The 11797-nt window shown below is 50.1% G+C and carries 14 protein-coding genes; 7 read left to right on the top strand and 7 right to left on the bottom strand.

From position 1 onward, the window contains the following. Positions 1-19 precede the first annotated feature (19 nt). From TW89_RS00285 to TW89_RS00275, 3 genes are all read right to left on the bottom strand, one after another. Positions 20-763 carry an SH3 domain-containing protein gene (locus tag TW89_RS00285; protein ID WP_128580170.1) on the bottom strand — a complete coding sequence of 248 codons (744 nt, stop codon included), beginning with the start codon at positions 761-763 and terminating at the stop codon, positions 20-22. Between the two features lie 80 nt (positions 764-843). Then, on the bottom strand, positions 844-1842 hold the full coding sequence (locus TW89_RS00280) for a BtrH N-terminal domain-containing protein (RefSeq protein ID WP_128580169.1): 999 nt from the start codon (positions 1840-1842) through the stop codon (positions 844-846). 70 nt (positions 1843-1912) lie between these two features. Next, a complete protein-coding gene (locus TW89_RS00275; RefSeq protein WP_164836673.1) occupies positions 1913-2761 on the bottom strand; it encodes an RnfABCDGE type electron transport complex subunit B in 849 nt (282 codons plus the stop codon). Between the two features lie 163 nt (positions 2762-2924). On the opposite strand from TW89_RS00275, the gene TW89_RS00265 reads away from it, so the two are divergent. Then, entirely contained in the window at positions 2925-3392 is a 468-nt protein-coding gene (locus tag TW89_RS00265; protein WP_128580166.1) for a YchJ family protein, read from the top strand. A gap of 265 nt (positions 3393-3657) precedes the next feature. Here TW89_RS00265 and TW89_RS00260 read toward each other — a convergent pair whose 3' ends face one another. Then, positions 3658-4446 (bottom strand): inositol monophosphatase family protein, encoded by a 789-nt coding sequence (locus tag TW89_RS00260; RefSeq protein ID WP_003684681.1) that lies wholly within the window; start codon positions 4444-4446, stop codon positions 3658-3660. 165 nt (positions 4447-4611) lie between these two features. Here TW89_RS00260 and TW89_RS00255 point away from each other — a divergent pair, with 165 nt between their 5' ends. The 4 genes from TW89_RS00255 to TW89_RS00240 all read left to right on the top strand — a co-directional run bounded on the left by TW89_RS00255 (position 4612) and on the right by TW89_RS00240 (position 7436). After that, complete coding sequence (locus TW89_RS00255) at positions 4612-5337, top strand: 16S rRNA (uracil(1498)-N(3))-methyltransferase (RefSeq protein WP_128580165.1); 726 nt, start codon at positions 4612-4614, stop codon at positions 5335-5337. A gap of 82 nt (positions 5338-5419) precedes the next feature. Continuing rightward, positions 5420-5710 (top strand): acyl carrier protein, encoded by a 291-nt coding sequence (locus TW89_RS00250; RefSeq protein ID WP_063068421.1) that lies wholly within the window; start codon positions 5420-5422, stop codon positions 5708-5710. Then, positions 5707-6765 (top strand): beta-ketoacyl synthase N-terminal-like domain-containing protein, encoded by a 1059-nt coding sequence (locus TW89_RS00245; RefSeq protein WP_128580164.1) that lies wholly within the window; start codon positions 5707-5709, stop codon positions 6763-6765. The genes TW89_RS00250 and TW89_RS00245 overlap by 4 nt, the downstream gene beginning before the upstream one ends. Further along, positions 6747-7436, top strand: coding sequence for a hypothetical protein (locus tag TW89_RS00240; RefSeq protein WP_128580163.1), 690 nt, complete (start codon positions 6747-6749; stop codon positions 7434-7436). The genes TW89_RS00245 and TW89_RS00240 overlap by 19 nt, the downstream gene beginning before the upstream one ends. 110 nt (positions 7437-7546) lie before the next feature. Here TW89_RS00240 and TW89_RS00235 read toward each other — a convergent pair whose 3' ends face one another. From TW89_RS00235 to cyaY, 3 genes are all read right to left on the bottom strand, one after another. After that, positions 7547-9151 (bottom strand): hypothetical protein, encoded by a 1605-nt coding sequence (locus tag TW89_RS00235; RefSeq protein ID WP_128580162.1) that lies wholly within the window; start codon positions 9149-9151, stop codon positions 7547-7549. 184 nt (positions 9152-9335) lie between these two features. Beyond that, the gene (luxS, locus tag TW89_RS00230) at positions 9336-9842 is read right to left on the bottom strand and encodes an S-ribosylhomocysteine lyase (protein ID WP_004518928.1); all 507 of its coding nucleotides are present in this window, start codon (positions 9840-9842) and stop codon (positions 9336-9338) included. Positions 9843-9896: 54 nt separating this feature from the next. Further along, positions 9897-10220, bottom strand: coding sequence for an iron donor protein CyaY (gene cyaY, locus TW89_RS00225; protein WP_128580161.1), 324 nt, complete (start codon positions 10218-10220; stop codon positions 9897-9899). 50 nt (positions 10221-10270) lie between these two features. Here cyaY and lptM point away from each other — a divergent pair, with 50 nt between their 5' ends. Together lptM and lysA are read left to right on the top strand one after the other, a co-directional pair. After that, complete coding sequence (gene lptM / locus TW89_RS00220; protein WP_432757666.1) at positions 10271-10462, top strand: LPS translocon maturation chaperone LptM; 192 nt, start codon at positions 10271-10273, stop codon at positions 10460-10462. A 16-nt stretch (positions 10463-10478) separates the two neighbouring features. Next, positions 10479-11699, top strand: coding sequence for a diaminopimelate decarboxylase (gene lysA, locus TW89_RS00215; RefSeq protein ID WP_128580160.1), 1221 nt, complete (start codon positions 10479-10481; stop codon positions 11697-11699). The last annotated feature ends 98 nt before the right edge of the window (positions 11700-11797 follow it).

The raw sequence follows: 11797 nt of genomic DNA, 5'->3' as shown, positions 1-11797 counted from the left end.
CGACCTTTTCGAGCGATATTTATATCGCAGCACCCCATAAATAGCGGCGTTGGAATTTGCCGTCTTTAAATATAAAGCAAACGCTGAAAGGATTGCCGTCCGAACCTTGTCTGCCAAACAGATAAAGCGTCTTATCGCTGCCGCGGTAATAGGCTTCCCAGCCTTGATATACATTGCTGCCGCGTGCGGTGGCAGCAAAATCGGGCGAGAACAGTCCTTGCAGTTCGGCAGCGGGAACCGCTTGACCGTTTAGCGTGATACGTTCAAGCGCGAACACGCTTTTGGGAATGTCGTAGTCTGTACCATAGAAAGGTTTGCCTCGATAGAGCCGCGCGGTGTATTTGTCTTTGTTGATGCCCGAGAAGTCGCTGAGTTTTGGATGGATGCGGCGGGCTACGATGTGTACCTTTTGACCGTTGCCGGACAAAGTCAGTGTATCGTCATGACCGGATTGTTCGCGCAGGCGGACGAAGTTTTTGTCGGAAGCGGGAAATATCAGACGGCTGTAATGGATAAAGCCGGAATCATCGGCGTTTGCCTGTTGTAGTTGAACAAAACAGAAGTCCGGCCTGTTTTCACTGAGTTCTTCTATACATTCCAACGGTGTGCCGTTGGGGATTTTTGCCAAAACTTTGGCTTTCAAATTGGGGCGTTCGCGTAAGTTGGTGTATCCGTCGGCATCATGAACCAAGGCAAAGCCGTTTTGCGGCGCGGCATGGGTTAAGGCGGAACACAAAAATAAGACAGTAGCTAGGTAACGCATTTTTAATTTCTTTTAGTTTTCAGACGGCCTGAATGTCAAAATAATTCACGGTAGATTAATCGGGGTTGAATAAATCCTGATTATTTCAATAATCCGCGCCATAATGCTTCTTCATTATCTGCAATTTTGCGCAGAAATTCGGCGATGTTGCGGCAGCCGTTTTCAGATGGCTTTTTGCACTGCTTCACGCACATTGCTGCGAATTGACGCCATTGGTCGCCGATGGCGGTCATTTGTTCTGAGGCCGTCTGAAATGCAGGTTCGTTGCAGATATGGGTGGCTTGTTCGAGGAAGTAGGCGTAGATGTAGCGGAAACCTGCGCCACCGGTGCCGATTTCTTCCTGCATCCGCACCAAATGGCCGAGAAACAGTTTTTGGTATTTCTCATTTTGTTTGGCAGGCAGGGATTCGATTTTTTTGGCCAGCGTGCGGATGCCTTTTACACCGATGAAAAAGACCGGCGCGAGCATATGTTTGGCGTTTTTGCGTATGGCTTTGTGGATAATGGCGGGCAAGTCTGTCATGATTTTTTCAGACGGCCTGTTGTCTTCCAAGGTGTACATCATGCCTTTTGCCGCCAATACGCCTTTGGCAAAGCGCGCCCGTTGCAAATCTTCGGCGGCGCAGCGTTGTACGGTTTCAAATACGGGGTCGCTGATGAGGTAGTCGTTGCCGTCTTTTCCGTATACTAAAAGATTGTGTGCGTTGAAATGGAAGCGCATTTGCGGCGGGAAGTAGGGCAGCCAAAAGACGGAGGTTTGCAAACCGGCCAGTTTGCCTGAGGATAGCGCGGTATCCAATGCGGCTTGTCCGCTTTGTGCGTCGGAAAATTTGCGGACGGATAATTTCAGCCCCAATGCTTTGCAGGTGTTTTTGATGATGCTGCGCGGCGCGGTACGGTAGGAAACCAGCGGCATGCCGTTTAATTTGATCAGCGGCATCCAGACAAATGTCAGCGCGTGGGCAATGCCGAAAATCATGGCTTCGTCTAAATTGTGGCCATGGTATTTGAGCAGGGTGGACATCACACCGCTTTCGCAATGGGCGGTATGTTGGTGTGGAAATTCTTGTGTGGTCATAAAGTTATTGGTTTTCGTGCAATGTTTTCAGACGGCTTGAAGCGGTCGGAATGGTTTGTTGTTTTGGAAATCAGCGGGCTTCTTTGGCGGCTTCCTGCTCGGCTTTGTGGCGGCGCAGAAATTCGATGGCGGCGGCTTTTTCGGCTTCGTTGCCGTATTTGGCATCACGTTGGGCGCGACGCAGTTCGGCGCGTTCTTTGGCTTCTTCGATTTGGCGCGCTTTGAAGTCTTCGCGGTTGTCGGAGGAGATGAGTTTGTCCTGTTGCGATTGCGCTTTGGCCATGGCTTTGGCAATCAAATCCATGGGGTTGAATGCGGCGCTTGGTGCGGCTGTTTGGGTTTGTGCCTGTGCGGCCTGTTTGGCTTTGACGGCGGCTTCTCGTTGCGCCAGCAGGGCTTTGCGTTCGGCATCGTCGCGCTGTTTACGCGCGGTATGGCGTTCAAAACGGCTTTGTGCGTGTTCGGCGGCGGCAAAGCGCGGTTCGGCAGAGGTGCTGAAACGGCGTGCGGACGGCAGGAAGGGCTGCGATACGGGAACCATGTCGATGCAGTCGACGGGACATGGGGTAACGCACAAGCCGCAGCCGGTGCATTCGTCGCTGATGACGGTGTGCATCAGTTTGGACGCGCCCATAATGGCATCAACAGGGCAGGCGCGGATGCAGGCGGTACAGCCGATGCAGACGGCTTCGTCAATCAGGGCTACGGCTTTGATTTGTGTTTTTGCAGGCGCGAGGTATGGCTTGCCCAATAGGTCGGCAATGTCTTTCATGATGGTTTCCCCACCCGGCGCGCACAGGTTTACCGGTGCTTCTCCTGCCGACAGGGCGCGCGCATAGGGTAGGCAACCTTCATAGCCGCACTCACGACATTGGGTTTGCGGCAACAGGCGGCTGATGCTTTGGATGGGAATGGTCATTATGGATAGTCAAAATCGAAAAGGCGCATTATATCAGATTGTTGCGTTTATTTTGGCAAAACCCGCTTTGCTTATTTTAGCGAAACTCTCTACGCTCGTTTTCAGACGGCCTGAGCCGGGTTTGCGTTATAATTTTGAAATGGATTTATTCGGATAATTAGGAATGACGGCTACACTTTGTCCCTGTCAGTCGGGACGTGTTTATACGGAATGTTGCGCACCGTTTCATGCGCGTGAGGCGGCGGCCTCGACGGCGGAAGAGTTGATGCGTTCGCGTTACAGCGCGTATGTTTTGCAGGAAATCGACTATATCGTGGACACGACTGTCCCTGCGCAGCAGAATTTGTTGGACAAGCAGGATTTGGCGTCATGGAGTAGGCAGACGCAGTGGTCGGGATTGAAGGTTATCCGTCATGTGCCGTTTGGCGAACTGCATGCTTTGGTCGAGTTTGAGGCGTATTTTGAAGAGAACGGGCAAACTGAGTGCCATCATGAATTGTCGGCATTTGTGAAAAGAGACGGGCGTTGGTACTTTATTGATCCGACCGTTGCTTTGCCGACGATGAAACAGCCTTGTTTGTGCGGTTCGGGCAAAAAGTTTAAGGCGTGTTGCGGACAGTTTTTCAAATAGTCATGTAAACAGGCCGTCTGAACGTTCAGACGGCCTGAGCTGTTTTTTTCAGATAAAAAAAACCATTCATACTAAGGGAGAAGTATGAATGGCCAATACATTGCGGGAAAACGTCTTACTTGCTGCACCGCCCAAAAGGGATGAAAGAGCGGTGTTGTTTCAGCGATTAATATTCTACCGTTTTTAGTATTAAATGCTGTTAAGAAGTGAAATAATTTCAATAAGTTGCAAGATAATCGTGATATTTTGAAGATAAACGGTATTTTTACTGATTTTCTCGAATCCATTTCACCCATTGCTGAAACAGCTCGGGTTGCAATGCGGCGATGACGGAACGCTTAAATACATGTTCGCCGCTCCAAAAATCGTCGCCCTCCAAAGTGGTCAGGCAGCCGCCGGCTTCTTCAAAAATCAATGCGCCGGCAGCGTAGTCCCACAGCTTTTGACCGCCGTGGATGTAAATATCGTAGCGGCCGCTGGCAAGGTAGCACCAATCGAGCGTGCTGCTGCCCATGCTGCGGATTGTGCCGAATGGGGCAAGGGTATTCATGCGACTGGCGAGTTTGCCCGAACGCAGGTATTTGATTTCCACGCCGGCAATGGATTCGTTGAGTTTTTTGTTTTCGGAACGCAGCGGCAGCGGCGTACCGTTGAGGAATGCGCCTTTGCCGCGTTCGGCATAGAAACATTCGCCGCTGACCGGATTGTAAATCACGCCCAATTCGGCGTGGCCGTTTTTAACCAGCGCGACGGATACGGCAAAATGCGGCAAACCGTTGACGAAGTTGTTTGTGCCGTCTATGGGGTCGACAATCCATAGGCCGTCTGAATGTTCGTTCCACAAACGGGTTTGCTCCTGAACGCTCATCTCCTCGCCCAACATCGGACAATCCTCCAATAAGGGCAGGGCGGCGGCAAAAGCGGTTTGTGCGGCCAAATCTGCTTCACTCAAAACCGATCCGTCTTCCTTGCGTCGTGACGGCGTGTTCAGAAAACGCGGCATGACTTCGGTTTGGGCGATGTGGCGGACGACTTTCTGTAAACGGTATAGCACGGCGTATCCTTGTTTTTTGCAGTTTTGCGTGACAGTAGATTAAAATTCGGGAAGTTTTAAATTATAGTGGATGAAATCGAAATCAGGCAGGAGTATGTCGCCGTGTTTCAACTTCATTCATGAAATTTTAAATTTAAATTATATACATGAATAAAGCAGGAAACCATGCCCCGATTTTATGTTGATTTTGCCTTAAGCCCCGACAGCGTGGTCGAATTACCCGATAATGTGGTGCGCCATCTGAATGTATTGCGCGTGAAAAATACGGAAGAAATCGTGTTGTTCAACGGCAATGGCAAGTCATATCCGACTTTGCCCGAAGTTTTGGAAAAACGCCGCGCCAGCGTGCGGATTCTGCGTGAAGAGGCAACGGACAACGAATCGCCGCTGAACATTACGTTGGTACAGGCGGTATCCGCCGCCGAGCGCATGGATTTCACTTTGCAGAAAAGCGTGGAATTGGGCGTGGCAGAAATTCGCCCGGTCATCAGCGAACGCTGTGTCGTCCGCTTGAGCGGCGAACGCGCTGAAAAGCGGGTAGCGCGTTGGCAGGAAATCGTTGTTTCGGCGTGTGAACAAAGCGGCCGCAATATTGTGCCGAAGGTTTTGCCACTGACGACTTATGCACAGGCTCTGCAGCAGTTGCCGCAGGAAACGAGCAAACTGTTAATGAGCTTGAACCGCGCACAAAAACTGAGCGATGTTCAGCCGCAGTCCGGTAAGGTCGTGTTTATGGTCGGCCCGGAAGGCGGCTGGACGGAGAAGGAAGAGCAACAGGCATTTGATGCCGGTTTTCAATCCGTTACGCTTGGCAAACGGGTGTTGCGTACCGAAACCGCTTCACTTGCGGCCATTGCCGCCATGCAGACGCTTTGGGGTGATTTTGCATAAAGTTCAGGCCGTCTGAAAACGAGCGTAGCGAGTTTCGCTCAAACAAGCTGTTGCTTCATGAGATAAAAATGGGAGTTTAAAAATGTCTTACACCTTTACACTGGCCGAGCACGAGCTGGAAGCGGAATTGAAAAAGCTAATCGTGCAAGAGGCCGATAAGGCCGACGATGTGGATATGGATGATTTCACCGACGATGCACTTTTGTTTGGCGATGGCAGTCCGGTCGGTTTGGATTCGCTTGATGCGCTGCAAATTAGCGTTGCCTTGCAACAGTATTTCCAAGTGCGCCTGCAGGGCGACCGTATGGTGCGCAAACATATGATGTGCGTACGCGATTTGGCGGCGTTTATCCGTGCGGAGCATGGCGCGTGAGTTGGGTTTGCGGTACGGCGGCCACTTCTGCCTTGAATCCGCAAATGGATTTCAGACGGCCTGATGCGGTGTCTTATACGTTTTTAAACCAACCGCAGCAGGCTGCTTATTTTCGTGCATTTGCCGGCGACAGTTTGGGGCGGAAGGAATTTGCGGATATCGCCGAACAACATTTGCGCCGAGCCGCCGAAAATGCAGGCTGGCCGTCTGAAAGTTGGCATGATGCGCCGGTGTTTATCGGTTCAAGTTCCTATTCCATCTCCGAATATGAAAACCGCCATTTTGCGGGCAATAGGGCGTTAGAGGAACACAATCTGCTTTATCTCGCCGAAGATTTGCGCCGGCGCAGCGGCAATCGGCGGATTTTCAGTTTCGCTACTGCCTGCACTTCATCTGCCCATGCGCTGATTCAGGCGGATTATTGTTTGCGCGGCGGGGTGGAGCGTGCCTTTGTGCTTGGTATTGAAAACCTCAACCGGCTAACTTTGCTGCATTTTCACAGCTTGGGTTTGCTGGCCGAACACTATCAGCCTTTTGGCGGAAACGGTTTGATTTTAGGCGAAGGTGTTGCCGCGCTTGCCTTATCTTCCGTCGCTCCCGAATCTTCTTCAGGCCGTCTGAAACTTATCGGACACGCCGCCAATACAGGCAATGACCTGATTCAAAGCGATGGCCAAGCGCAAGAACAGGTGATGCGCCGAGCCTTGGAGGTTGCAAGCATCGCTCCTGAAAGCATTGCAGCCGTTAAAACACACGGCATCGGCACGGCTGACAGCGATGCCGCCGAATTGGTCGCACTGGAAAATATATTCGGTACACTGCCGCCCTTGATGGCGTTCAAACTGCAAATCGGACACACGCTTGGCGCAACGGCAGCCCTTGAAACAGCCTTGCTTTTATCCGCTCTAAAACAAGGCGGAAGCAACGATTATCAGGGGCGGGAAATTCGTTTTTCCGAGTGCGCGGCTTCACAAAAAGGCGGCTTTTTCTGTTTGGCCAATCAGTTTGGTTTTGGCGGCAGCAACACATCTTTGGTATGGCAATGGCAACTGTAAATCCTAATATCCGCATTACCGCCGCCGTGCGTTTTGATACTGAGACCGACACCGGCGATAAAATCCTCAAACAAACGTTAAAGCAGCAAAGCGGTATAGATACCCGTCGCCTCAGTCGCTTAAGTTTGATTGCCGCGCTTGGTGCAGGGCAACTGAAGGGACAAAGCGAAATCCGTCCTGATTGCGCTGTTTTTCTCGGTACGCCGTTTTCTTCGCCATCCGTGTTTGAAAAAATGGCAGACAATGTGCTGAACCATCACGCCGCGATGCCGTTTGACTTTATTGCCAACCTGCACAACGCTCCCGTTTTTCATGCTGCGCAAGCGTTAGGAACGCATGGTGCAACTTTGGTCGTAGCTGTCGACAACAATATAGATACTTGCTTTCATCCATTATTGCTGGCGATGCAATCTTTGCAAAATGGCGGACAAGCTGCGGTTGGCTGGGCATATGAACATCAAACAGTACATGCCGATACCCAAGAAGGCAGTATCTGGATTTTGCTTGAAGCCGGTACAGAGCAGGGTGTTCCCGTTGTGTTGAATGATGAAGGTACTCAGACTGATAGGCCGTCTGAAAAGCCGCGATATTATTGGCAAAGTATCGCTGATTGGATAGAAGCAGTAATGGCGCACGAGGGTAGGGATGTGAAAAAATGTACTTTGGTGTGATTGACAAATGATTTTAGAGAAAGTATTTGTCTTTTGAATAAATAAGGTTTGCAACATTAAAAAGGCCGTCTGAAAATATTTTCAGACGGCCTTTTTGTATCAAAAACCAATCAACGAGACATCTCGCCTTGAATAGCGCGGATATTCGCTTTACGGGCGTTGATGGTACGGGTCAGTTGTTGGATTTTAATTTGATCGCCTTTTTGTTTGGCCGCATTCAGCTGTGTTTGAAGGCGGGTAATAGCGGCCTGTTCGTTGCGTACTTCGGTCTGCAATATCTGTTTGCGGGTTTCTTTAGGGCTTGGCTTAGGAGCCGGCGTAACCACAGGTGCAGTACGGATAACAGGGGTTTTGTATTTGCTGTATGAAGAACTGCGTGATTTGTTCTGACGGTTGCGCAGGGTAATATTGAGGCGCGGATTGGCAGCTTCGGCTGTGTTGGTTACGCTTGTAATCGGTACATTTGGCAGGATTTTGATATCGCTGTCGCTATTTCCTTTATCCAGCAAAATATCGGCTGCCGGTTTGTATGCTTGTGGGAAAGGTGTTGGGACAGTGGTTTTGCCATGCTCTACCGGAGTGGCAGTTGCCGGCATGCTTGGTTCGGTTGAAGCGGTGGCAATAGGTTTGGCTGCTTGTTCCTCAGATGCGCGGACAACGGCTGTTTTATCGGCTTTAGTACGGCTGACTTTGGCTTTGCGTCGAGAGGAGGTTTTGGCATAAGTTTTACCTTTACGTTTAGTCTCGGCTTTGGCAGGCGTTTTATCGAGCGCTTCATCCTGAGCTGTTACCGCTTGGCTATTTAGGGTAGTTGAAGTTTGCGGCTGAGCTGTCGAGTTCTGAATAGTCTCTTGTGGGATTTGGATTGCAGGTACAACAGGTTGAGCAACTGGTGTTTCATTAATAATAGCAAGGCCGTCTGAAACTGTTTTCTCGGTAGAAGCAGTAGGTTGGGCTTGTGCGGCAAGCATGACAGGAACAATACTGTTTTCTGTTTGGGTTGCACTAGACTGAGTTTGTACGACAGGAGTTGTATTGCGGACAGTAGTGTCGGCAACATAGTCTTCAGCTTTTATTGCGGGTGGCGCTTCCAGGGTAGGCGTATTGTTAGGAACGATTACGCTGTCTGCAATGGCTTTGTCGGCCACAACGGTAGGTTGAGCTTGTGCGGCGAGCATTGGAGGAACAATAGTGTTGTTCTCTTGAGCGGCAGTCGTCTGCGTTTGTACGGCAGAAGTCGTGTTGTGGACAGCAGTATCGACAACATAGTTTTCAGGTTTTGCAACGGCTTGTGTTTCCAAAACAGGCGTATTGTTGGAAACAATTACGTTGTCTGCAATAGTTTTATTCGCAGGCACAGCTTGTCGAGTTTGTGCCATCGGAATGGAAATAGGTGCCGGAATACCGTATTCATTTTGAGAAACAACGACTGGGGTTTGTACCGCAGGTGTTGCTTGAGAAGCATGAACGTAGTCAGTGGCAGATGCTTTAAATTCTGTTGTTTGTACCGTTTTTAAAACCGGAGTGTCGCCTGGAATCGCAACGACGCTGTTTTCTGTTACATTGTTTGTTTCAACTATGCGACAGTCGTCATTGATCTGGTATGAAGCATAAACGGTAATGCCTTCAACATTGCAGACATACTCGGCAGCGTTGGCGGCGGCGGGGAGGGTCAGGCTGAGGGCAATGGCGGTTTTGCAGAAAAACGGTTTCATAAAGGCAATAGAATCAGGTTGTTTGTTTAGAGTGTAATTATACTATGTACACTGTCAGCATCCGCCAACTTATTTTTAGGCGGTGTAAAACTGTGGCTGAAAGGTTGAAAATTGAAACAAAAGGTCTTAGGCCGTCTGAAACTTGTCATATGAAGTTTCAGACGGCCTTTGCTGTCATAGCGTATTAAGCGTTCAACAGGCTTTCGTCCAATGTCAGCTCTTCGTTTTTATTGACGGCGACTTTGCGTGCCAAAACGTTTTGGGCGATTTCGTGCGCTTCGGCAAGCGAGTGCATCAGATAAGTACCGCATTGGTATTCGTTCAGCTCGGGGATTTTGCTTTGGTCCTGAACGGTCAAAACATCCTGCATTGAAGCGAGCCATGCGTCGGCCACTTTTTGCTCGTCGGGCGTGCCGATGAGGCTCATGTAGAAACCGGTGCGGCAGCCCATCGGGGAAATGTCGATGATTTCAACGCCGTTGCCGTTTAAGTGGTCGCGCATAAAGCCTGCGAACAGATGCTCCAGCGTGTGAATGCCTTTTTCGGGCAGGATTTCTTTGTTGGGAATGCAGAAACGCAGGTCAAACACGGTAATGGTGTCGCCTTTGGGCGTGGTCATGGTTTTTGCCACGCGTACGGCAGGGGCGTGCATACGGGTGTGGTCGACTTTGAAACTGTCTAGTAGGGGCATTTGGGTGTCCTTTGAGGTAAATAGATTTTTAGCTAGGGATGTTTGGAGACTGAATCACAATTCTGCAATCTCAACTGCCTCGCCCGAAGCCGCACTCAGTGCTTCGTTCAAAACATCGTAGAAATCGCGGCTGTCGCGCGTTGCCAGCCATTTGCCGTTTTGCTCGGCGAAATGGTAGCCGCCGCTTTTGGCGGCAATCCACAATTCTTGGTTGGGCGTGTGGCGGTTAACGATGATTTGCGTGCCGTTTTCGGCTTCGATGGTCAGTACGTTTCCGGAAAACTGGCAGTCGAAATCCCAGCCGTTTTCATCGATTTGGTCTTCGATGTGTTCAAACAATTCTTCGCTCATGCGGATGAATTCGCTTTCGGTCATCATGGCTTTTTGTGTGGTTTTTGTTTAAGATACCGAATCTTGCCACATTCGTAATGATGAAGAAAGTTTTACTGATGAAATACGGCGTATTTTTTGCAGCGGCAACGGTTCTGCTGCTCTCTGCCTGCGGCTACAAAGGCGATCTCTACCTGCCCAAAGAAGGCGACAAGGCGCGCTTCGGCGTGATTCAAACCGGCTTGAAATTCGATACGGCCAAAGAACCGACCACTCAAACCAATGATTAAAAAAGATTTCAGAAACATGACCTTATTCTGCGAACAACTCCCTTATACACACCTTGCCGAAGAGTTTGGTACGCCGCTTTATGTATACAGCAAATCTGCGCTGACCGAAGCGTTTGAAAACTACCAAACCGCATTTGCCGCTTTAAATCCGCTTGTCTGCTATGCAGTTAAAGCGAATGGCAACCTGAGCATCATCAAGCACTTTGCTTCTTTGGGGAGCGGTTTTGACATTGTGTCCGGCGGTGAGTTGGCGCGTGTTTTAGCGGCAGGCGGCGATGCGGCGAAAACGATTTTTTCCGGTGTGGGCAAGAGTGAGGCAGAAATTGAATTTGCGCTGAATGCAGGTGTGAAATGTTTCAATATGGAAAGCATTCCCGAAATCGACCGTATTCAAAAGGTTGCCGCGCGTTTGGGTAAAGTCGCCCCGGTTTCCCTGCGCGTCAATCCCGATGTCGATGCCAAAACCCACCCTTATATCTCCACCGGCCTGAAAGCCAACAAATTCGGTATTGCCTATGCCGATGCACTTGAGGCCTATCGTCATGCTTCCCGACAAAGCCATTTGAAAATCGTTGGTATCGACTGCCATATCGGCTCGCAACTGACCGACCTCAGCCCGCTCATCGAAGCCTGCGAACGTATCTTGGCCTTGGTCGACCAATTGGCAGATGAAGGCATTGTGTTGGAACACTTGGACTTGGGCGGCGGTGTCGGCATTGTTTATCAAGACGAAAATGTGCCTGATTTGGGCGCGTATGCCCAATCCGTTCAAAAACTGATGGGTACACGCCGTCTGAAACTGGTCCTCGAGCCTGGTCGTAGTTTGGTCGGCAATGCCGGTTCGTTGTTGACGCGCGTTGAGTTTGTCAAACATGGCGAAGAGAAAAACTTTGTGATGGTCGATGCGGCAATGAACGATTTGATGCGTCCGGCGCTTTATGATGCCTATCATCACATCGAAGCGATTGAAACCAAAGACATTGAGCCTCTGACGGCCAATATCGTCGGTCCGATTTGCGAAACCGGCGACTTCCTCGGCAAAGACCGCACCATCGCCTGCGAAGAAGGGGATTTGCTGCTTATCCGTAGCGCCGGTGCGTATGGTTCAAGCATGGCGAGCAACTACAACACGCGCAATCGTGCGGCGGAAGTATTGGTTGACGGCAACGAATGCAAACTTATCCGCCAACGTGAAACCGTCGAGCAGCAAATGGCCAACGAATTGGCTTGTTTGTAAGGTTTGATTGTTTAAAAGGCCGTCTGAAAGCTTGATTGACTTTCAGACGGCCTTTGTTATGAAAGAAAAGGGCATGTATCAAACACGCCCTTTTTTAG

The sequence above is a fragment of the Neisseria flavescens genome (genome assembly GCF_001618065.1).
Lineage (GTDB): Bacteria > Pseudomonadota > Gammaproteobacteria > Burkholderiales > Neisseriaceae > Neisseria > Neisseria flavescens_A.
This window is presented reverse-complemented; position numbering and strand designations above follow the sequence as displayed.

What these genes read in the sequence shown, in the direction of transcription:
- TW89_RS00235 (WP_128580162.1), bottom strand. Translation starts at nt 9,151, where the DNA reads ATGAAACCGTTTTTCTGCAAAACCGCCATTGCCCTCAGCCTGACCCTC.
- TW89_RS00285 (WP_128580170.1), bottom strand. Translation starts at nt 763, where the DNA reads ATGCGTTACCTAGCTACTGTCTTATTTTTGTGTTCCGCCTTAACCCAT.
- TW89_RS00275 (WP_164836673.1), bottom strand. Translation starts at nt 2,761, where the DNA reads ATGACCATTCCCATCCAAAGCATCAGCCGCCTGTTGCCGCAAACCCAA.
- TW89_RS00280 (WP_128580169.1), bottom strand. Translation starts at nt 1,842, where the DNA reads ATGACCACACAAGAATTTCCACACCAACATACCGCCCATTGCGAAAGC.
- luxS (WP_004518928.1), bottom strand. Translation starts at nt 9,842, where the DNA reads ATGCCCCTACTAGACAGTTTCAAAGTCGACCACACCCGTATGCACGCC.
- TW89_RS00265 (WP_128580166.1), top strand. Translation starts at nt 2,925, where the DNA reads ATGACGGCTACACTTTGTCCCTGTCAGTCGGGACGTGTTTATACGGAA.
- lysA (WP_128580160.1), top strand. Translation starts at nt 10,479, where the DNA reads ATGACCTTATTCTGCGAACAACTCCCTTATACACACCTTGCCGAAGAG.
- cyaY (WP_128580161.1), bottom strand. Translation starts at nt 10,220, where the DNA reads ATGATGACCGAAAGCGAATTCATCCGCATGAGCGAAGAATTGTTTGAA.
- TW89_RS00255 (WP_128580165.1), top strand. Translation starts at nt 4,612, where the DNA reads ATGCCCCGATTTTATGTTGATTTTGCCTTAAGCCCCGACAGCGTGGTC.
- lptM (WP_432757666.1), top strand. Translation starts at nt 10,271, where the DNA reads ATGATGAAGAAAGTTTTACTGATGAAATACGGCGTATTTTTTGCAGCG.
- TW89_RS00240 (WP_128580163.1), top strand. Translation starts at nt 6,747, where the DNA reads ATGGCAATGGCAACTGTAAATCCTAATATCCGCATTACCGCCGCCGTG.
- TW89_RS00250 (WP_063068421.1), top strand. Translation starts at nt 5,420, where the DNA reads ATGTCTTACACCTTTACACTGGCCGAGCACGAGCTGGAAGCGGAATTG.